The 23153-nt window shown below is 66.4% G+C and carries 3 protein-coding genes; all 3 read right to left on the reverse strand.

The window, feature by feature from the left end:
• Nucleotides 1–160 precede the first annotated feature (160 nt).
• The 3 genes from ACJA3S_RS18685 to ACJA3S_RS18695 are packed head-to-tail and all read right to left on the reverse strand — an operon-like array spanning nucleotide 161 to nucleotide 23153.
• Complete coding sequence (locus tag ACJA3S_RS18685; RefSeq protein ID WP_406819559.1) at nucleotides 161–11971, reverse strand: amino acid adenylation domain-containing protein; 11811 nt, start codon at nucleotides 11969–11971, stop codon at nucleotides 161–163.
• Between the two features lie 12 nt (nucleotides 11972–11983).
• The gene (locus ACJA3S_RS18690; protein ID WP_406819560.1) at nucleotides 11984–15328 is read right to left on the reverse strand and encodes an amino acid adenylation domain-containing protein; all 3345 of its coding nucleotides are present in this window, start codon (nucleotides 15326–15328) and stop codon (nucleotides 11984–11986) included.
• Nucleotide 15329: 1 nt separating this feature from the next.
• A complete protein-coding gene (locus tag ACJA3S_RS18695) occupies nucleotides 15330–23153 on the reverse strand; it encodes an amino acid adenylation domain-containing protein (protein ID WP_406819561.1) in 7824 nt (2607 codons plus the stop codon).

Here is a 23153-nt window from a genome sequence, read left to right on the forward strand (position 1 = left end):
CAAGCCGGCTGGCAGAACGGCGCTTCCCACCCGGGAGCGCCGTTTTTCATTGCCCGGCCATGCCCGGGCGAGCCGTAGTCATGAAAAAGCCCGTTGCCACCCCAAGGGGTACGCAACGGGCCCTCATGCAGGCAGCCGCCCCGCAACGGGGCGGCCAGCCTCAGCCGCCGACCAGGTCCCGCCGTTGCAGCAAGGCGACCAGACCGTCGAGTACCTCCGGATGCCTGAGGATGTCGTAATGCCCGGCATCCACAGAGGCATGCCGGGCAGGGCCGGCAATCCGCTCGTCGAAGTTGCCGGCACCTGCCCACCAGCACGCAGCCTCCGCAGCAGTAACCGGCAATGCGGCCATCTGCTGCGACAGTGCCTTGAGCTTCATCGCGACGACAAAAGTGTGGGCCAGCTCCGCGCTGCCGATCTCGGCATAAGCTGACTGCCCGGCCTGGGTCGCGCGCACCGCGTCAATGATCTGCGCCAACCCGTTGCTGTCGCAATCAGCCGCTATTGCAGGCACAACCAGACGTTCTCTGTCTGCGCCAAGCATCACCCCCAGGAAGCCGTGCAGGTCGTCACGCCAATCAGTGTCAGGTGCCACCTGGCCCGGCTGAGGAATGAAGCTGTCCACCAGGCTCAGCAGCGCAACCTGCTGCCCTTGGCTTTCCAGCTCATGGGCCACCAGCACCGCAAGCGCGCCACCGAGCGACCACCCGAGCAACTGGTAAGGCCCCTGCGGCTGTTTCTGGCGGATGTACTGGGCATAGTCGATCGCCATTGCCTGCAGGGAATCATCCTCCCAGGCATGCTCCAGCAGCATGCGACACTGGACGCCGTAGACGGCACAGCGGCCATCCAGGCGGCGCGCCAACGGCTCGTAGTCGAACACCGTACCGAAGCCGGCGTGCAGGCAGAACAACGGTGGCGCACCGGCCACACGGCTGTTGAGCAGCAGCAGCGGATCCAGGCTGGCCTCGTTGTCGGCGTAACCAGACAATTCGGCAATGGTCGGCCTGGCGATCACATCCCGCAGTTTCAGTTCGATCGGCAACGCCTCGCAGGCGCGGACCTTGGACAGCATCTTGAGCACCCGCAGCGAATCGCCGCCCAGCTCGAAGAAGTTGTCTTCGACCCCCACGCTGGGCACATCCAGCACTTGCTGCCAGATGTCCGCCAAGGCCCGCTCGATCGCGTTGCGCGGTGCAACCTGCAGCCGCTGGCCGACAAATTCGGGCGCCGGCAGCGCATTGCGGTCGACCTTGCCGTTTGGCGTGAGCGGCAATGCCGGTATCAGCACCAGTTGCGCAGGCACCATGTAATCCGGCAATTCGGCAGCCAGGGCCTCACGCAATGCCTGGGCGCAGCCGTGCTGGTCGCGGGTAACCACGTAGCCGATCAGCTGTTTGCCTGCGGCTGTGTCGCGCGCGACCACCACGGCATCCCGCACCTCGCCAAGATCACGCAGGCGCGCTTCGATTTCGCCGGGCTCGATGCGGAAACCACGCACCTTCAACTGGTTGTCCATGCGCCCGATGAAGTCGATCACGCCATCGCTACGGCGCCGCACCCGGTCACCGGTGCGATACAGGCGCAAGCCCTGGCCAGCTGGGTCGGCGACGAAACGCTCGGCAGTCAGTGACGGCCGCTGGTGATACCCACGCGCCACGCCTTCGCCGCCAATGTACAGTTCGCCGGCGACACCATCAGGTAGCGGATTGAGATGCGGGTCGAGTACGTACAGGGTACGCTCACCGACACGCGTGCCGATCGGTGCGAACACCGCCTCGCATGCCTGCTCGCGGGAGACCTTCCACAACAGCGGGGTAACCACCGTCTCGGTCGGGCCATAGCCGTTGGTCAGCCACTGCGGCTGCAAGCTGCGCTTGACCTGCTCGAACAGCGCATTCGGCACCGCGTCCCCGCCAAAGCAGTACACCCGCACCGGGGGCGCGGCCTGGTCCTGGCCCTCGGCGAATTCTGCCAGTTGCTGAAGGTAGGCCGGTGGGAAGCAGGCAATGTCGATGCGTTGCTCGTGCAGCACCTGCCAGGTTTCTTCTGCCGTCCACAGACGGTTTTCACGCACCACCAGACAGCCACCGGACGACAAGGTCGACAGCCAGCGTTCCTGGGCACCATCGAAGGCGAATGACATGAACAGCAGCTCGCGGGTGCTTCGATCCATGTCATACAGCGAGGCAATCGCCTGGCAGTGCATGCGGATCTGCTCGTGGCTGACCGCTACCCCTTTGGGCTTGCCGGTAGAGCCAGAGGTATAGATGAGGTAGGCCAGGTTGTCCCGCTGCAGGTTCACTTGCGGCGGCGTCAGCGGCAAGGCGTCGAGCACCTGGGTGTCCAGCTCGACACAGCACTGCACCTGGGCGAAACGCGGCCGGAGCTCGCGGGTGGTGATCAACGCGTGCATGCCGGCGTCAGCGACGATCCATTGCAGGCGCTCCTGGGGGTAATCGATGTCCAGCGGGACATAGGCCGCACCGGTCTTCATCACCGCGAGGAACGCCACGATGACCTCGACCGAACGCTCCAGGGCGATGCCGACGGTGGCCTCTGGCCGCGCCCCCAGGGCGATGAGCCGATGCGCCAGGCGATTGGCTCTTTCCTCCAGCTCGCGATAGGTCAATTGCTGCCCTGCGCAGACCACCGCGACGGCATCGGGGCAAGCCGTGGCATGCACGGCAATCTGCTCGGCCAGCAGCGGCTCGCGCTGCGGGCTGCCGGCCAGGCGGTTACGCGTGGCGGCCTGTTGCAACTGCGCCGGGGTCAACATATCCAGGCTACCGAGCGTAGCCTGCGGGTCATCCAGCATCGCATCCAACAAGCGCTCGAAGCTGTCACGCAATGCCTCGGTAGCGGCCTCGCTGAAGCAGCTGCGCAGGTACATGAACTCCACCACCAGGGTGTTGCCCAGCTCCACGCACAAGTCCATGGCGTAGTTGGTGACGCCGCGCGCACTGACCTCACCGAACTGCAGGGAATCGCTGCTGTTTTCTGCCAGGCGCTCATCGACCGGGAAATTCTCGAACACGACGATACTGTCGAACAACGCCTGGCCCGGGCGCCCGGCCCAGCGCTGGACATGGGCAAGGGCTGCGTGCTCATGGTCGCGCATCTCGACGTTGTACGCCTGCAGCTGCTGCAACCATGCCTCGACCCGTTGCCCGGGCTCGGGCGTCTGCACCACCGGCAAGGTATTGATGAACAACCCCAGCATTTCATCGGCGCCCTCAAGGCTCGGTGGGCGCCCTGCCACCGTCGCGCCGAAGCACACCGTGGACTGCCCGGTGTAGCGTTGCAACACCAGCAACCAGGCCGCCTGTATCAGGGTGTTCGGGGTCACCCGCAGCCTTTGCGCCTGGTCACGCAGGCGTTGGGTCCTGGGCCTGTCCCAGCGCAGGTACAGCGCTGCATGGCCGTCCAGCTCAGGCGCAGGGCGAGGCAGCACGCTGCCAGTCAGCAAGGTCGGGGTTTCCAGGCCGCCGAGTGTGGCGCTCCAGAACCGTTCGAGTTGTGCCTGGGGTTGCGCGCCAAGCCAGCGGATGTAGTTGCCGAACTGCACCACCGGGCGTTCCGGCGCTTGCCCGTGATAGGCCTGCAGCACCTCGCCCAGCAGGCGCGAATCGCTCCAGCCGTCCATCAGGATGTGATGGCGCGTCCAGATCAGGTGCACGCCGCCATCTTCCAGGCGCACCAGCGTCAGGCGCATGAGCGGCGCACTCGCCAACTGGAAGCCTCGGGCAGCGTCTTCTGCCGCCAATGCCTTGAGTGCCTGCGGCGCGCAGTCTCGCTGCCGCCAATCGAGCACCTGCAACGGCAAGGCCACGTCGTGCAGCACCAGTTGCATCGGCTCGTGCAGTTGCGGGTCGGACCAGAAGACCGTGCGCAGAATGTCATGCCGGGCAATCACCTGCCGCCAGGCATCGGCGAAGCGGTCAATGTCCAGCCCGGCAACCGAGACCGCGGTCTGGTTGATGTAAAGGCCGGCTTCGGGCCCTTGCAGGGTATAGAACAGCATGCCCTGCTGCATCGGCGAAAGCGGATAGAGGTCAGCAATCTGCTCCATCGGGACCGGCAGTCGCTGGCGTTGTGCCTGGGTCAGCGCCGCCAACGCATCCGCTGCCGAGGCTGCAGGCGGGTCGCCATCCTGCGCGGTACGCTGTTGCCGTGCGACCAGGGCCAGGCGCTGCACGGTCTGATGCTCGAACAGCTCCCGGGGGGTAAACTCGAGCCCGGCCTGGCGCGCTCGGCTGACCAGTTGCAAGGATACGATCGAATCACCGCCCAGCTCGAAGAAGTTATCGGTCAGGCCGACCCTCTCCAGCTTCAGCACCTGCGCCCAGATCGCCGCGATCTGCTGCTCCAACGCGCTCTGCGGGGCCACGTACTCCCCCTGCAACTGGCTGGCATCCGCCTGCGGCAGGGCCTTGCGATCGAGCTTGCCGTTCGGCGTCAGCGGCAGCCGCTCGAGCAGCAGCAGGTGCGCCGGCACCATGTAGTCCGGCACGCCGGCCTTGAGCGCAGCACGCAGGCTGTCGCGCAAAGCGCCCTGCTCTTGCGTGCTGTCGGCGGGCACCACGTAGGCCACCAGTTGCTTGCCGCTCGGCCCGTCCTGGGCCAGCACCACCGCTTCCTGCACGCTCGGCAACTCCAGCAGGCGCGCTTCGATCTCGCCCAGCTCGATGCGCAGGCCGCGGATCTTCACCTGGTGGTCGATACGCCCGGCGTAGTCGATCACCCCGTCGGCGCGGTAGCGCGCCAGGTCGCCGGTGCGGTACAGACGGCCGCCGTCGGTGCTGAACGGGTCTGGCACGAAGCGTTCGGCGGTCAGTGCCGGGCGCTGGTGATAACCACGGGCCAGGCCCACGCCGCCGAGGTACAGCTCACCGGCACTGCCGCGCACCGCCGGTTGCAGGCTGCCATCGAGGATGTGGGCCTTGAGGTTGTCGATCGGCTGGCCGATCGGCACGCTGATATTTTCGTCCGGCTGGCAGGTCCAGTGGGTGACGTCGATGGCCGCTTCGGTCGGCCCGTACAGGTTGTACAGACGCGCCGCCGGCAGGCGCTGCAGGGCCTGGCGGGCCAGTTCGGCCGGCAGCGCTTCGCCGCTGCATACCACGCGCCTGAGGCTGACGCAGCGTTCCACCGCCTCGTGGGTCAGGAACGCCTGCAACATCGACGGCACGAAGTGCAGCGTGCTGATGCCGTGGTGGTTGATGGTGTCCACCAGCAGCTGCGGGTCGCGGTGCGCCCCCGGCTGGGCCACGACCAGGCGCGCGCCGGTCATCAGCGGCCAGAAGAACTCCCACACCGACACGTCGAAGCTGAACGGGGTTTTCTGCAGCACGCTGTCGCTGGCGTCCAGTGCATAGGCCTTCTGCATCCACCACAGGCGGTTGACCAGCGCCCGATGGCTGTTGCCAGCGCCTTTCGGGCGACCGGTGGAGCCGGAGGTGTAGATCACGTAGGCGAGGTTCAGCGGCGCTACATCGATGTCCGGGTTGGCATCGCGGTAGTCGCTCAGGTCTTCCGTATCCAGCTCCAGGCAACGCAGCCCGGCCGGAACCGGCAGCGTGTCGCGCAGGTGCGACTGGCTCAGCAGCAAGGCGATGCCGCTGTCGTCGAACATGTAGCGCAGGCGTTCCTGCGGGTATTCCGGGTCCAGCGGCACGTAGGCACCGCCGGCCTTGACGATGCCCAGCAGGCCGATGACCATTTCCAGGCTGCGCTCTATGGCGATGCCGACCAGCACGTCCGGCCCCACGCCCAGCTCGCGCAACCGATGCGCCAGCTGGTTGGCACGGCGGTTGAGTTCGGCATAGCTCAGGGTCTGCTCGCCGAACACCAGCGCCGGCGCATCCGGGGTGGCGCACACCTGGGCCTCGATCAACTGGTGAATGCTGCTATCACTCGGGAACAGCGCATCTGTAGCGTTCCATTCCTGGAGCAGTTGGCGCTGCTCATCGGGGCCCTGCATCGGCAGCTCGGCCAGTGCCTGGCCGGCATCTGCCAGCATGGCCCTGATGAGGTTGCCCAGGTGCTGCGCCACCTGCTCGACCGCCTGGCCAGACCAGTGGCTGCGATCGTGGCTGTACTGGATCGACAAAGTCGCCCCCGGGCTCACCAACAGCGTCAACGGGTAGTTGGTCTGCTCGCGATTGGCCACCTCGCCAAAGCGCAGGCCATCGGGCGCGCCCTGTTGCAGCGCTTCGGCCACCGGGTAGTTCTCGAACACCAGCAAGCTGTCGAACAGCGCGTCACCGCCCTGCCCGGCCCAGCGTTGCACGTCGTACAGCGGGGAATGCTCGAACTCGCGCGCCGCCAGGTTGCTCGCCTGCACCTGGGCCAGCCACTGCGCGACGGTCTGTTGCGCACGTGGCGTGCCGACCACCGGCAGCGTGTTGATGAACAGGCCAATCTGCTCTTGCACCCCGGGCAGGTCCGTCGGCCGCCCAGCTACCGTAGCGCCGAAGCAGACGCTGGGCTGGCCGCTATAGCGGTGCAGCAACAGCAGCCAGGCAGCCTGCAGCAAGGTATTGACCGTGACCCGATTAGCCCTGGCGAAGGCCTCGATCTGCCGGGTTTGCTGGCGGTCGAAGCGCTGCAGGTACTCACCCTGGCCAGATGCTGAACCGCCCAGGCCAAGGCCAGGAATGCTTTGCGCCAGGCAGGTGGGTGCCTCCAGGTCTGCCAGTTGGCCCTTCCAGAATGTTTCAGCGGCGCCCGCATCCTGACGCTGCAACCAGGCGATGTAATCGCGGTAATGGGTTGCCTGCACCGGCATCGGTTGCCCGGCATAACGCTGCAACACCTCCCCCAGCAAGCGCGAGGTACTCCAGCCATCCATCAGGATATGGTGGTTGGTATAGATCAGGTGGTGCCGATGCCTGTCGGTACGCACCAGTACCAGGCGCAGCAATGGCGCCTCGGCCAGGTCGAAACCACGCTGGCGCTCGTCATCGGCCAACTGTTGCAATGCAGCTTCCAGCTGCGGGGTGTCGCGCCAGTCCAGTTCGGTGAATGGCGAGCCGACGGTGCGGTGCACGATCTGCACCGCTCGCTCCAGCTCTGCCTGCCACACGAAGCCGGTTCGCAATATGTCGTGGGCCGCCAGTACATCCCGCCAGGCTTGCTTGAAACGCTGCGGGTCGAGGTGGTCGACATCGACCCGCATCTGGTTGATGTAGTTACCGCTGCCTTGCTCGTACAGGCTGTGGAACAACATGCCTTGCTGCATCGGCGACAACGGATAGACATCGGCAATTTGCGCGGCAGCCACCGGCAGGTTGTCCAGTTGCGCCTGGGTCAACCCGGCCAGCGGGAAGTCCGAAGGGGTCACCCCGCGGTTATGCGCCTGGCAGCAGTGCTCGATCAGGGCCTTGAGTTCATCTGCGTAGGCATCGGCAAGACGCTGGACGGTCGACGGCTTGAAGCGTTCGCTGCTGAATGTCCAGTTGAGCTTCAGTTCCCCGGCAAAGACCTGGCCATTGATGGCCAGCTGGCTGCCCAGGGGCGCAGCGTCATCGTGATTCTGGCCAGCGCTTTCCGGCGCCGGCGTCAGCAGCCCGGTTGCCGCGTCGAAACTGCTGTCGAACTGGCCCAGGTAGTTGAAGACGATCTCGCCTGCCGGTAGTTGGCCAAGCAGCTGACGAGCCTCGCTTCCGCCAAGGTAACGCAATACGCCATAACCAATCCCTTTGTCGGGAACGGCGCGCAACTGTTCCTTGATGGTCTTGATCGAACCCGCCCATTGCGCCTGTGGGCTGAGCTTGAGCGGATACAGGCTGGTGAACCAGCCTACCGTGCGGCTCAGGTCGATGCCGTCGAACAGGTCTTCGCGGCCATGCCCCTCCAGGCGCACCAGCACCTGTGGCCGACCGGTCCAACGCGCGATCACCCGTGCCAGCGCGGTCAGCAGCAGGTCGTTGATCTGGGTGCGATAGGCCGCCGGCGCTTCATGTAACAGCTTGTGCGTCCAGCTTGCGTCCAGGCGCGTCGCGACAGAGGCCGCGCAACGCTGCAGGTTGGCACCTTGCGGGTTGTCACAGGGCAGCGCATCGTCAACGCCTTGCAACTGCTCGTGCCAGTAAGCCATTTCTTGCTGCAGCGCGGGCGTTGTCGCATAGCCCTGCAACTGCTCTGCCCAGGCCTTGAACGCGCTGGTCTTGGCGGGCAATACCGGGGTCTGGCCGGCGGCCAGGGCCTGGTAAGCCTGTTGCAGGTCTTCGAGCAGCACCCGCCAAGACACACCATCCACCACCAGGTGGTGGATGACCAACAGCAACCGCTGGCTGCCATCGGGCAACTCGCCCAACACTGCCCGCAGCAGAGGCCCTTGCTCCAGGTCCAGACTGCGCTGGGCTTGGTTGCCGACCTGCTCCAGTGCTTCAGCATGTTCAACCTGGCGGCACCACAGCAGTTCATCCAGCGCGCTGCCGAACACGGCCTGCCAGCCGCCTTCGGCGTGGCTGAAGCGCAGGCGCAGGGCGTCGTGATGGTCGACTACGCAGCGCAACGCCGCTTGCAGGTGGCGTTCATCCAGCACCTCGCGGGTGAGTAGCATCAGCGACTGGTTCCAATGATGCCGCTCAACCACGTCCGCAGCGAAGAACCACTGCTGGATCGGTGTCAGCGGCATGCTGCCCTCGACCTGCCCCTGATCGATCGCCGTGCCGGTTTCTTGTCGGGCGACCGCAGCCAGCCCTTGTACTGTCTGGTGCTGGAACAGCTCCTTGGGGGTGAAGCGGATCCCCAGCTGGCGGGCACGGCTGACCACCTGCAACGACATGATCGAATCGCCGCCCAGTTCGAAGAAGTTGTCGGCAAGGCCGACTTGCTCCAGCTTCAGCACGTCGGCCCAGACGGCTGCTATCTGCTGCTCCAGTTCGGTCTGCGGCGCAATGTACTCACCCTGCAGCACGCTGGCATCTGGCGCCGGCAAGGCCTTGCGGTCGAGCTTGCCGTTGCCGGTAAGGGGCAGCAGCTCCAGGAACAGCAGATGCGCGGGCAGCATGTGCTCAGGCAGGCTGGCCTTCAGTTCGGCACGCAGGCTGTCACGCAATTGCGCCTGCTGTTCGATACTGTCCAGCACACCAGCATCGGCAGGCACCACATAGCCCACCAGCTGCTTGCCACTGGCGCCATCCAGCGCCAGCACCGCAACCTGGCGCACGGCAGGCTGTGCGAGCAGGCGCGCTTCGATCTCGCCCAGCTCGATACGGAAACCGCGGATCTTCACCTGGTGGTCGATACGCCCGACGTATTCGATGACCCCATCGGTACGGTAACGGGCCAGGTCGCCCGAGCGGTACAGGCGCCCACCCTGGTCATCGAAGGGGTTGGGTACGAAGCGCTCGGCGGTCAACCCGGGGCGGCCGTGGTAGCCTCGCGCCAGGCCCGCCTGGCCAATCAGCATTTCCCCCGTGCAACCCGGCAGGATCGGCTTCAGGTTTGCGTCGAGCAAGTACCACGACAGGTCGGGGATGACCTCGCCGATCGGGCTGCTGGCGCCGTTGTGCAAGTCGTCCTGGGTGATCGGCCGGTAGGTCACGTGTACGGTGGTTTCGGTGATGCCATACAGGTTGATCAGGCGCGGCTGGTGGTCGCCAAACACCTCCAGCCAGGGTCTCAGGCTGCTGACCTCCAGGGCCTCGCCACCAAACAGCACATGCCGCAGGGCCAGTTGCTGCCCCGCCTTCGCCGCCTCGCAGGCAACCGCAACAAGCGGTTTGAACGCCGAGGGCGTCTGGTTGAGCACGGTAACCTGCTCGCGTACCAGCAAGGCGTGGAAGTCTTCGCTGGAACGCGCCACATCCGTGGGCACGATGACCGCCTTGCCGCCATGCAGCAACGCGCCGTACAGCTCCCATACCGAGAAGTCGAAGGCGTAGGAGTGGAACACCGTCCATACGTCACTGGCAGCGAAATGGAACCAGTGCCGGGTGGCGGCAAACAGGCGCACCACGTTCCGATGCGGCAGCAGCGTACCTTTGGGCTTGCCGGTGGAGCCCGAGGTGTAGATCACATAAGCCAGGTTGTCGGCATTCACCTGGCAGGCAGGGTTGACCTCGCTGTAGCGGCCGAGGCCGGTATCGCCGTCCAGCTCCAGCACCTGCACGCCGGCCGGTATTGGCAGGGTGTCACGCAGGTGCTGCTGGGTCAGCAACAGGCGGATACCGCTGTCCTCGAACAGATAGGCGAGGCGGTCCTGTGGATACGCCGGGTCCAGCGGTACGTAGGCAGCACCGGCCTTGAGAATGCCCAGCAGGCCGACAACCATCTCCAGGCTGCGCTCGACGGCCAGGCCGACCAGTACATCCGGCCCGGCCCCCAGCTCCAGCAGTTTGTGCGCCAGCTGGTTGGCCCGGCGGTTGAGCTCGGCGTAGCTCAGGGTCTGCTCGCGGCAGACCAACGCTATCGCATCCGGTGCTGCTTCGACCTGGGCCTCGAACAGGCGATGGAGCGGCTGTTCGGCAGGGAACTGCATCGGTGACGGGTTCCAGGCCTGTACGGCCTGGTTCTGTTGCGCCTGGCTGAGCAGCGGCAGGTCGGCCACGCGCTGCCCGGGCTGGTGCACGATCGCCTCAAGCAGGTTGACCCAGTGAAGTGCCATCCGCTCGATGGTTGCGGCATCGAACAGGTCGATCGCGTAGCTCAGGGCGGCGCCGAGGCCATGCTCGTATTCGAAGGTGTCCAGGGTCAGGTCGAAGCGGGCCGTATCGTGGGCCCAGGTCAGCCCCTCCACCTGCAGCCCGGGCACGCTGCGCTGCCCGCCCTTGGCCTGCACCTGGTGGTTGTACAGCACCTGGAACAGTGGGCTGTGGCTCAGGCTGCGCTCGGGCTGAAGGGCCTCCACCAGTTGCTCGAACGGCAGGTCCTGGTGGCTCTGCGCGCCCAGCACGCGCTGTTTGACCTGCTGGAGCAGGTCGCTGAAGGTCAGCGGCAGGTCGAACTCGGCGCGCAAAACCTGGGTATTGACGAAAAAGCCGATCAACCGTTCGGTCTCCACCCGGTTGCGGTTGGCCACCGGTACCCCGACGCGGATATCCGCCTGCCCGGAATAGCGGTGCAGCAAAGCCTGGAAACTGGCCAGCAACACCATGAACAGCGTCGCCCCCTGACGCTGGGCCAGCTGCCTGAGCGAATGCACCAGGGCTTGCGGCAGGCGAACCTCATGCCGGGCGCCGCGGTGGCTGCTGGACGCAGCACGCGGGCGATCGCTGGGCAGCTCGAGTACGGGCTGCTCATCGCCAAGCTCGGCCTTCCAGTACGCCAGTTGCCGCTCGCGCTCGCCCGCTTCCATCCACTGCCGCTGCCAGATCGTGTAGTCGGCATACTGGACCGGCAACGCCGGCAGTTGCGGCGCCTGGCCTTGGCTATAACCGGCATACAGCTGCATCAGCTCATCGATCATCAGCGGCATCGACCAGCCATCGGAGACGATGTGATGCAGTGTCACCAGCAGCACATGCTCGTCCTGCCCAAGGCGCAGCAAGCTGACCCGCAACAGTGGCCCGTGCTCCAGGTCGAACGGGCGGCGTGCCTCGGCCTCGACGTGCTCGCGCACGCTGTGTTCATCGGCGCCGGCCAGCGTCTGCATCACCAACGCCACGCTGTGCTCGGGGTGAATGACCTGGACGGCGCCCTGCCCGTCATCGCTGAAGCTGGTGCGCAAGGTTTCGTGGCGGGCCACCAGCGCGTCGAAACTGCGCTGCAACGCCTCGACATCCAGATGGCCCTGCAGGCGCAAGGCCGCCGGGATGTTGTACAGCGGCGCGGCAGGCTCAAGTTGCCAGAGAAACCACTGCCGCTGCTGGGCGTATGAAAGGGGCACAGGGGCTGCAGGCTCGCGCCTGAAGATCGGGGTGAGCCCATACAGGTTCACCCCCTGCTGCTTGAGCAAGGCTGCCAGGGCCTGGCGCTCTTTGGTGGACAGTAGCTTTACAGACTCAAGCAGCTCTTGCACAGTGAAAATCTCCTAAGAAACCAGCTTTTCAATTTCCTCCGTAGTTAGACGTTTCAGGGCCTCCAGGGATTTAGCCAGCTCATTCTGCACAGGGTCCGCCTGTGGCGTGAGCTGCTCAAGCTGCGCGCAGTAGCCGCCCAGATCGGGGCTTTCGAACAGCGCTTTCAGGCCGACCGCCAAGCCGAGCTGCTCCTGCACGCGGCTGGTCACCTGGGTGGCGATCAGGGAGTGGCCACCCAGCAGGAAGAAGTTGTCGCCCAGGCCAACCCGGTCGACTTTCAGCACATCCGCCCAGATCGCCGCCACCTGCTGCTGCAAGGGCGTACGCGGTGGCACGTGGGCCTCCTCCGCCAGGGCAAGGTCCGGGCGCGGCAACGCCTTGCGGTCCAGCTTGCCGTTCGGCGTCAGGGGCAGCTTGCCCAGCAGCACCAGGTAAGAAGGCACCATGTATTCCGGCAGCTGCCTGCGCAACGCACTGCGCAGTTGCTCGCGCAGGGCTGCCTGCGCAGCGGCATCGGCCATCACCCCAGGCTCGTCAGGGACGGCATACGCCACCAGCTGCTGGCCACCGGGGCCATCAACGGCCATGACCACGGCTTCGCGCACCGCCTGCTGTTGCAGGCGCACCTCGATCTCGCCCAGCTCGATGCGGAAGCCGCGAACCTTCACCTGGTGGTCCACCCGGCCGACATACTCCAGCACCCCGTCCGGCCGATAGCGGGCCAGGTCACCGGTACGGTAGATGCGCCCGCCGTGGGCATCGAAGGGGTTGGGCAGGAAACGCTCGGCGCTGAGCCCCGGGCGCTTCAGGTAACCGCGGGCCAAGCCGGCACCGGCCAGGTACAACTCACCGACGGCCCCCACCGGCACCGGCTGCAAGGCACCGCTGAGCACGTAGGCAGCACTGTTGTGCAAAGGTCGGCCGATGTTCGCCTGGCCACCGGCCACCCTCAGCGTGCAGGTGGAATAGGTGGTGTCCTCGGACGGGCCATACAGGTCGTACACCTTGCGCACGTGCGCCAGGCGGTAGAGGTCATCGACAAGCGACTGCTTCAGCGGTTCGCCGCACAGGTTGATGGTGTTCACCGACGCGGGAATATTGCCGGTTTCGCACAGTTGCCTGATTGCCGATGGCACGGTGTTCACCAGCCGCACCCGGTCCTTCGCCGCCAGGTTCGGCAGTTCGAGGGCATTGCCGGCCAACACCGCATAACCACCTGCCGAGAGGGTGACGAACAGCTCCCACACCGACAGGTCGAAGCAGATCGAGGTGGAGAACAGCACGCCACACAGGTCTGCCTGGTGGTATACCGATAGCGACCAGCCGATCAGTGCCGCCACACTGCGGTGCTCGATCTGCACGCCCTTGGGCTTGCCCGTCGAGCCTGAAGTGTAGATGCAGTAGATGAGGTTGCGGGCGCTGCTCAGGCAGGCCAGGTCGGTGTCCGGGTAGCCGTCCAGCGGCACCTGGTCCAGCAGCAGCGTGCGCGAGCGGAACTGCTCCGGGATACGCTCAATCAGGCTGGTCTGCGACAGCAACAGGATCGCCTGGCTATCCTCAAGCATGTACTCCAGGCGGTCCTGCGGATATTCCGGGTCCAGCGGCACATAGGCGCCACCCGCCTTGAGGATGGCCAGCAGGCTGACGACCATCTCCAGGTTGCGCTGCATGGCAATGCCCACCAGCACATCCGGGCCCACACCCTGTTCGCGCAGCTTGTGCGCCAGCTGGTTGGCCCGGCAGTTGAGCTCGGCATAGCTCAGCGTCTGCGCGCCGAAGATCAGTGCCGGGGCGTCCGGGGTTCGCGCTACCTGCGCCTCGAACAGCTGGTGGACGCAGCTGGCATCCGGGTAGCTGGCCTGAGTCGCGTTCCATCCTGCGACGATCTGCTGGTGCTCGGTGTCGTCCAGCAGGGCCAGCTCGGCGATACGCTGGTTGGGTTGCTCGACCACGGCGTGCAGCAGGTTCTGCCAGTGCCGGGCCAGAGTGCGGGCAGTCGCGGCATCGAACAGGTCGGTGGCATAGACCAGCGCAGCACCGATACCGGTCTCGTGCTCGAAGGTTTCCAGGGTCAGGTCGAACTTGGCGGTGTGGTTGTCCCACGCCACGGCGCTCACTTCCAAGCCCGGCAGCGTGTGGCGCTCGCCCCTGGCCTGGGTCTGGTGGTTGTACATCACCTGGAACAATGGGCTGTGATTCAGGCTGCGCTCTGGCTGCAGGGCTTCTACCAGTTGTTCGAAAGGCAGGTCCTGATGGGCCTGGGCCTCGACCACCCGCTGCCGGACCTGGCCGAGAAAGTCAGCAAAGGTCAGCGGCAGATCGAACTCGGCCCGCAGGACCTGGGTATTGACGAACAAGCCGACCAGGCGCTCGGTTTCCACCCGATTGCGGTTGGCCACCGGCACACCGACGCGGATATCCGCCTGCCCTGAATAGCGGTGCAGCAGGACCTGGAAGCTGGCCAGCAGCAACATGAACAGCGTCACCCCCTGTTGCCGGGCGAACCGCTTGAGCGCTCGCGCCTGGTCTGCCGGCAGGTCGATGGCCAGGCGTGCCCCCTTGAGGCTGCTGAGCGTTGGCCGCGGGTGGTCCAATGGCATCTCCAGCAGCGGGTCCTCACCGCCCAGCTGGCCGGTCCAGTAGGCCAGCTGTCGCGCCTGCTCCCCAGCCTCCATCCAGCTCCGCTGCCAGATGGCGTAGTCGGCATATTGAATGGGTAGCGCAGGCAGCTGTGCCTCGCGGCCCTGGCTGTAGGCCTCATACAGGCGCACCAGCTCTTCCACCATCAATGGCATGGACCAGCCGTCGGCGATGATGTGGTGGACGGTCAGCACCAGCACGTGCTCGTGCGCATCGAGCGCCAGCAGCCTGACCCTCAGCAGTGGCCCTCGCTCCAGGTCGAAGCCTTGGCGCGCCTCTCGCTCCACCTGCTCGCGCAAGGCTGCCTCGCCCGGCGTATCCAGCGGTTCAGGGGCCACCGGCAACACCAGGCGTGGGTGAACCACCTGCTGCACCTGCTCCCCTTGTTGATGGAAGGTGGTACGCAGCGCATCGTGCCTGGCCAGCAGGCCGTCGAAGGCACGCTGCAGGGCTGCAAGGTCCAGCTTGCCCGTGAAGCGCAGGGCCGAGGAAATGTTGTATACCGCGCTGTCCGGGTCCAGTTTCCAGAGGAACCATTGGCGTTGCTGAGCATAGGAAAGCGGCAACTGCGCGAAGTCGCCGCACACCGGCGGAATGGGCAGTTGCGCCAGGCTGCTGCCCTTGGACGCCAACTTTTCGAGGAACAGCTTGCGCTGCTCCAGCGGCAGCCGAATGAAGCGCTGGACCAGGTCGGCATTGCGGGTATCGGTGCTCATCTCAAACTGCCTCAAGCTCATTCATGAAGTCGTGGAACTCGTCCAGGTCTGCCGTGCGGTCGCGGGTTGCAGCGCTGACGGCGGTGGCATAATCGCCAAGGTTTTCGGTCTGGAAGAGCAGCGCCAGTGGTGTGTCTGCGCCCAATTCCATCTGCAAGCGCGCGACCGCTTGCGTGGCCAGCAGGGAGTGCCCACCGAGCTGGAAAAAGTTATCGGTCAGGCCGACCTGCTCCAGCTTCAGCACCTGTGCCCAGATCGCCGCGATCTGTTGCTCCAGCGCGCTCTGCGGGGCCACGTACTCACCCTGCAACTGGCTGGCATCAGCCTGCGGCAGGGCCTTGCGATCGAGCTTGCCGTTCGGCGTCAGCGGCAGCCGCTCGAGCAGCAGCAGGTGCGCCGGCACCATGTAATCCGGCACGCCGGCCTTGAGCGCGGCACGCAGGCTGTCGCGCAAAGCGCCCTGCTCTTGCGTGCTGTCGGCGGGCACCACGTAGGCCACCAGTTGCTTGCCGCTCGGCCCGTCCTGGGCCAGCACCACCGCTTCCTGCACGCTCGGCAACTCCAGCAGGCGCGCTTCGATCTCGCCCAGCTCGATGCGCAGGCCGCGGATCTTCACCTGGTGGTCGATCCGCCCGGCGTAGTCGATCACCCCGTCGGCGCGGTAGCGCGCCAGGTCGCCGCTGCGGTACAGGCGGCCACCATCGGTGCTGAACGGGTCTGGCACGAAGCGTTCGGCGGTCAGTGCCGGGCGCTGGTGATAACCACGGGCCAGGCCCACGCCGCCGAGGTACAGCTCACCGGCACTGCCGCGCACCGCCGGTTGCAGGCTGCCATCGAGGATGTGGGCCTTGAGGTTGTCGATCGGCTGGCCGATCGGCACGCTGATGCTCTCATCCGGCTGGCAGGTCCAGTGGGTGACGTCGATGGCCGCTTCGGTCGGCCCGTACAGGTTGTACAGGCGCGCCGCCGGCAAACGTTGCAGGGTCTGCCGGGCCAGTTCGGCCGGCAGTGCTTCGCCGCTGCACACCACGCGCCAGAGGCTGACGCAGCGCTCCACCGCCTCGTGGGTCATGAATGCCTGCAGCATCGACGGCACGAAGTGCAGCGTGCTGATGCCGTGGTGGTTGATGGTGTCCACCAGCAGCTGCGGGTCGCGGTGCGCCCCCGGCTGGGCCACGACCAGGCGCGCGCCGGTCATCAGCGGCCAGAAGAACTCCCACACCGACACGTCGAAGCTGAACGGGGTTTTCTGCAGCACGCTGTCGCTGGCGTCCAGTGCATAGGCCTTCTGCATCCACCACAGGCGGTTGACCAGCGCCCGATGGCTGTTGCCAGCGCCTTTCGGGCGACCGGTGGAGCCGGAGGTGTAGATCACGTAGGCGAGGTTCAGCGGCGCTACATCGATGTCCGGGTTGGCATCGCGGTAGTCGCTCAGGTCTTCCGTATCCAGCTCCAGGCAACGCAGCCCGGCCGGAACCGGCAGCGTGTCGCGCAGGTGCGACTGGCTCAGCAGCAAGGCGATGCCGCTGTCGTCGAACATGTAGCGCAGGCGTTCCTGCGGGTATTCCGGGTCCAGCGGCACGTAGGCACCGCCGGCCTTGACGATGCCCAGCAGGCCGATGACCATTTCCAGGCTGCGCTCCATGGCGATGCCGACCAGCACGTCCGGCCCCACGCCCAGCTCGCGCAACCGATGCGCCAGCTGGTTGGCACGGCGGTTGAGTTCGGCATAGCTCAGGGTCTGCTCGCCGAACACCAGCGCCGGGGCGTCCGGGGTGGCGAACACCTGGGCTTCGATCAGTTGGTGGATGCTGCGCTCGTTCGGGTACGTCGCGCCGGTCTCGTTCCAGTCTTCGAGCATCTGTTTCTGTTCTGCCAGCCCCAGCATTGGCAGCTCGCCAATCACCGCGTCAGCATTCGCCACCAGCGCCTGCAGCAGGTTGGCAAAGTAGCCAGCCAGGCGGCCAATGGTCTCGTCGCGCCACAGCGCACGGTCGTGGCTGTATTGCATCGACAGCGTCGTGCCCAGCTCCACCACCAGCGTCAGCGGGTAGTTGGTCTGTTCCTGCACGGCCACGTCGCCAAAGCGCAGGCCAGCGGGCGCGCCCTGTTGCAGCGCCTCGGCCACCGGGTAGTTCTCGAACACCAGGATGCTGTCGAACAAGGCGTCACCGCCCTGCCCCGCCCAGCGCTGCACGTCGTACAGCGGCGTGTGCTCGAACTCGCGCACGGCCAGGTTGCCGGCCTGCACCTGGCCGATCCACTCGGCCACGGTCTGCTCGGCACGCGGTGCGCCGATCACCGGCAAGGTATTGATGAACAGGCCGATCTGTTCCTCTACCCCCGGCAGGTCTGCCGGGCGGCCGGCGACCGTGGCGCCGAAGCACACGCTGGCCTGGCCCGTGCAGCGCTGCAACAGCAGCAGCCAGGCCGATTGCACCAGGGTGTTGACCGTGACCCGGTTGGCCCGGGCGAAGGCTTCGATACGTGCGGTCTGCTCAGGGTCGAAGGCCAGGCGGTGGTTGCCTTGGCCGCTACCGCGCGAGCCCGCACTGCCGGCGATGGCCTGGGCCAGACGGGTCGGCTCGTCCAAGGCCGCAAGCTGGGCCTTCCAGAAGGCTTCGGCAAGCGCCACGTCCCGGCCCTGCAGCCAGGCGATATAGTCGCGGTAAGGCCTGGCCTGCGCTTGCGGTGCCAGGCCGGCATAGCGCTGCAGCACTTCGCCCAGCAGGCGCGAGGTGCTCCAACCATCCATGAGGATGTGGTGGTTGGTGTAGATCAGGTGGTGGCGGGTATCGCCCGTGCGCACCAGTACCAGGCGCAGCAGCGGCGCGGCAGACAGGTCGAAGCCGTGCTGGCGCTCAGCTTCGGCGAGGGCCTGCAATGCCTGTTCCAGTGCCGGCTGGCCACGCCAGTCGTGCTCGCTGCACGGCAGTTCGACGGCCTTGCGTACCACCTGCACGGCCTGCCCAAGTTCGCCTTGCAGGATGAAACCGCTGCGCAGGATGTCGTGGGCGTCGAGCGTGGCCTGCCAGGCCTGCCGGAAACGCTGCACATCCAGCCCGTCCACATCCACGCGCAGCTGGTTGATGTAGTTGCCGGCCTGCTGGTCGTAGAGGGTGTGGAACAGCATGCCCTGCTGCATCGGTGACAGCGGGTACACATCGGCGATCTGCCCCGCCGCCAGCGGCAGGCTGTCCAGTTGCGCCTGGGTCAGCGCGGCCAGCGGGAAGTCCGACGGTGTCACGCCCAGATGGCAGCCATCGCAGCAGTGCTCGACAAGCTCTGCCAAGGCCTGCTCGTAGGCCTGGGCCAGGCTTTCGATGGTCGCCGGGTGGTGAACGTCTGCACTGTAGGTCCACTCCAGGAACAGCTCGCCGCCATACACTTGGCCGGTGATGCCAAGCCAGTTGCCCAGCGGTGCGCCGGCACACTGGGTACGGCCTGCGCTTTCCCTGCCAGGGGTGAACAGGGCGCCGGCTTCGGCATCGAAGCTGGCATCGAACTGGCCCAGGTAGTTGAAGGTGACACGGGCCTGGGCAGCACGCTCAAGCTGGTCACGTACATCGGCATCGCCAAGGTAGCGCAGCAGGCCATGGCCGATGCCTTTGTCCGGGACCGCGCGCAGTTGCTCCTTGATCGTCTTGATCGACTGGCCCAGCTCGTGGCCGGGCGTGAGGCGCACCGGGAACAGGCTGGTGAACCAGCCCACGGTGCGGCTGAGGTCGAGGTCGTCGAACAAGTCTTCGCGACCGTGCCCTTCCACCTGCACCAGCACTTCGGCGTGCCCGCTCCACTGGCACAAGATCCGCGCCAGCGCAGTCAGCAGCAGGTCGTTGACCTGCGTACGGTAGGCGGCCGGGGCCTGCCTCAGCAGCCTGGCGGTGCGCTCGGCATCCAGGCGGGTGGTGGCGGTACGGGCATGGCTGTTGGCCAGGCTGCCCTGCGGGTTGTCGCGCGGCAGTTCGGCGTGCTCGCCAGCCAAGGCCTGCAGCCAGTAGTCGCGCTGTGCCTGCAGCGCCGGGCTGCTGGCATGGCTGGCCAGGCGCTCGGCCCAGGCCTGCACCGAGGTGGTCTTGGCCGGCAGGTTCACGGCCTGGCCGGCCAGCAGCTGCTGGTAGGCGGTTTGCAGGTCTTCGAGCAGCACGCGCCATGACACGCCATCGACCACCAGGTGATGGATTACCAGCAGCAGGCGCTGTTGGCCATCGGCAAAGTCGAACAGTACGCCACGCAGCAGCGGCCCGTGCTCCAGGTTCAGGCTGGCCTGCACCTGGTTGCCGGCAGCGTCCAGTTCACCCAGCGCATTGAGCTTGCGCTGTTGCAGCAGCGCTGCGTCGTCCAATGGCTGGAAGCGCGCCTGCCACTGGCCGGCGGCGCGAGTGAAGCGCAGGCGCAGGGCGTCGTGCTGTGCGACCACGGCGCGCAGCGCGGCCTGCAGATGCTGTATCTGCACCGGGCTGGTTGGTTTGAGCAGTACCGACTGGTTCCAGTGCGCCGGTTGGGCGATGTGCATCTCGAAAAACCGCGCCTGGGCTGGCAACAACCCCACCTCACCGCTGAGGGGAGCGCCCTCGGCTGCCGCAGCAGGCGCTGGCTTGGCCTCGATGCGCTTGGCCACCTGCGCCAGCTGGGCGATGGTCTGTTGTTCGAACAGTTGCTTGGGGCTGATGCGGATGCCCTGCCGCTTGGCCCGGGCGATGATCTGCAGGCTGAGGATCGAGTCGCCGCCCAGTTCGAAGAAGTTGTCACTGCTACCGACCCGCTCCAGCTTGAGCACATCGGCCCACACCGCCGCCAGCGTTTCCTCGATATCACCCTGCGGCGCCACATAGCCACGGCTGACGGCACCGGGTACCGGCAACGCACGCTTGTCGAGCTTGCCGTTGGCGGTCAGCGGCAGGCGTTCCAGCAATACGATCTGCGCCGGCACCATGTAGTCCGGCAAGCGTGCCAGCAGCAGCGCCTGCAACGCTTCAACGGTCACCCCCGCTGCGGCGACCACGTAGGCCACCAGCTGCAGGCGCTCGGCGTCACCCTCCAGCGGCAAGGCCAGCACCACGGCCTCGCTGACAGCGGGCAGGCCAGCCAGCATCCGGCCGATTTCGCCGGGTTCCACGCGATAACCGCGGATCTTCACCTGGTCATCGGCGCGGCCGATGAACTCGATCAGGCCATCGGCCGTAAGCCGTGCGCGGTCGCCGGAGCGGTACAGACGGGCACCACCCTCGGCCGGCACGAAGCGCTCGGCAGTCAGCGCTGGCTGGCCCAGGTAACCCTGGGCGACGCCCTGCCCGCCCAGGTACAGCTCGCCGGTCACCTGCGCCGCCAGCGGGTTGAGGTAAGCGTCCAGCAGCTGGGCGCAGGCGTTGCCCAGCGGGCGCCCGACCGGCACCGTGCGGCAGCCTGGCAATGGCTGGCCCGGCTCGAAGGTGAGCACGCCGACGGTGGTTTCGGTCGGGCCGTAGTGGTTGATGACCCGGCAGCCCGGGCGCAGCGCGCGAACCTTTTCCAGCAGGCCCCAGCTGCACGCCTCGCCGCCGAGGATCAACGCTGCGGCCGGCAGCACGTCGGCAGCGCGATCCGCTTGCAGCAGGCCTTGCAGATGGCTCGGCACCAGTTTCAGCACGCCGACCTGATGCTGCACCATGTAGCTGGCGAAGCCGTCCGGGTCGAACGCCAACTCCTGTGGCAGCAGGTGCAGCAGGCGGCCCGAGGCCAGGGCACCGAACAGTACGGTGTGGCCCAGGTCGGCGGCGGTGGTGGAGACCATCGCCATGCTCGCTGCAGCCGGCAGTTGCAGGCGCTCGAGCAGCGCCTGGGTGTAGCTGGCCAGGGCCCCATGGCTGACCACCACGCCCTTGGGCTGGCCGGTCGAGCCCGAGGTGTAGATCAGGTAGGCTGGCTGCTCAGCGGCAATGGCCAGTGCTACCGGCTGGTCGCTGCAGGCTGCCCATTGGGCAGGGTCGCAAGCGACAACCTGTATGCCATCAAGGCCGGCGAAGCGCTGCTCGCCTGGTTCGTGCAGCAATACGGCAGCGCCACTGTCGGCAAGCAGTTGCTGCAAGCGCTCCTGGGGCTGCTGGGGGTCCAGCGGCAGATAGGCGGCGCCGGTCTTGAGCACCGCCAGCAAGGCACTGACCCACTCGATGGAGCGCGGCAGGCACAAGGCAACGATGCTGCCAGCACCGACACCGCGCTGGCGCAGGTAATCGGCCAGGCGGTTGGACGCCGCCTCCAGCCCGGCCTGGGTCATGAACCGGTCACCGGCGCGTACACCGCCATGAGCCTGGCCTCGCGCCATGGCCTGGCGCCACAGGGCAAGCACATCGCCGTGCGGGTAAGCCTGCGTGGGTGCCGGGGTCAGCGCCGGCAGTTCCGGGCTATCGACAATTGCCCGCTGCAGGTCGCCGGTCAGTGCATCCAGCACCCGCCGCAGCGAACCGGCCATGCGTTCGATGGTGGCCTGTTCGAACAGCTCGGTGGCATAGGTGAAGTAGCCTTCGATGCCGTCGGCCTTGTCGGAAAAGTCGAATGCCAGGTCAAAGCGGGCATCGCCATCGTTCCGCGCGAAACCTTCCACCTCCAGCGTACCCAGGCGCTTGCGCCCCGCGTCGCGGGCGGCCACGTGCTGGTTGATCTTGAACTGGAACAGCGGGTTGTGGGCCAGGTTGCGCTCCGGCAGCAAGGCATCGACCAGCTGCTCGAACGGCAGCTCCTGGTGCGACTGGGCTGCGCCGATCACCGCCTGTACCTGGGCGAGCAAGGCGGCGAAGGTGGCGCGCTCATCCACTTGCACGCGCAGCACCTGGGTATTGATGAAGAAGCCGATCAGGCCCTCCAGCTCCTTGCGGTTGCGCCCGGCGTTGGGTGCGCCGATGCGGATGTCGGCCTGGCCACTGTAGCGCGACAGCACCACCGCCATGGCCGCCAGCAGCAGCACGAACACGGTGTAGCCGCCTTTGCGCGCCTGGCTGCGCAGGGCTTCGGCCTGCGCGCCCGGGATGTCCACGCGCAGCACTGCCCCCTGCTGGCTGGGCGTGGCCGGGCGCTCGAAGTCCAGCGGCAGGCTCAGCAGCGGCTGCTCGTCGCCCAGTTGCGCCCGCCAGTAGGCCAGTTGGCGCTGTGCCTCACCGGCTTCGAGCCAGGCGCGCTGCCAGATGGCGTAGTCGGCGTACTGGATCGGCAAGTCTGGCAGTTGCGCCTGGCGGCCCTCGGCCAGGGCGCTGTACAGCTGGATGAACTCCTGCACCAGCACATCGCTGGACCAACCGTCGGCGATGATGTGGTGCATGCTCAGCGCCAGCACATGGTGCTCAGCCGCCACGCGCAGCAGGGTCACCCGCAGCAGCGGGCCGGCCTGCAGGTCGAAAGGCTGCTTGAGGGCAGCGTCAACGGCTTCGCTCAGCGACGCTTCGCTGGGCGTCTCGGCGAATTCCACCCACTCGATCGGCAGCGGGCAGTGGTCGAGGATGTCCTGGTAGAACTCACCCTCCTGCGCGGCAAAGCGCGTGCGCAGCGACTCGTGGCGCTGCACCAGCGCATCCAGCGCCTGTTGCAGCAGCGCCGGGTCCAGCGCGCCTTTCAGGCGCACGGCCAGCGGCACGTTGTAGGCCGGGCTGTCGGGCTCCAGTTGCCAAAGGAACAACAGGCGCTGCTGGGCGTACGACAGCGGAATGCGCGCCAGGCCCTGGCGCGCCGGCACGATGGGCAGCAGGCGGAAGCTCTGCCCACTGGCCTGCATCTGCGCCAGGATCTGCTGGCGTTGCTCCACGGAAAGGCCAACGAAACGTTGGGCGATGCGTTGTGCTGCAGTGAGTTCCAT

The sequence above is a fragment of the Pseudomonas sp. KnCO4 genome (genome assembly GCF_045344305.1).
Classification (GTDB): Bacteria; Pseudomonadota; Gammaproteobacteria; order Pseudomonadales; family Pseudomonadaceae; genus Aquipseudomonas; species Aquipseudomonas anuradhapurensis.

Excerpts from the sequence above, each read along its gene's own strand:
- ACJA3S_RS18690 (WP_406819560.1), bottom strand. The coding sequence starts at position 15,328 with ATGAGCACCGATACCCGCAATGCCGACCTGGTCCAGCGCTTCATTCGG.
- ACJA3S_RS18695 (WP_406819561.1), bottom strand. The coding sequence starts at position 23,153 with ATGGAACTCACTGCAGCACAACGCATCGCCCAACGTTTCGTTGGCCTT.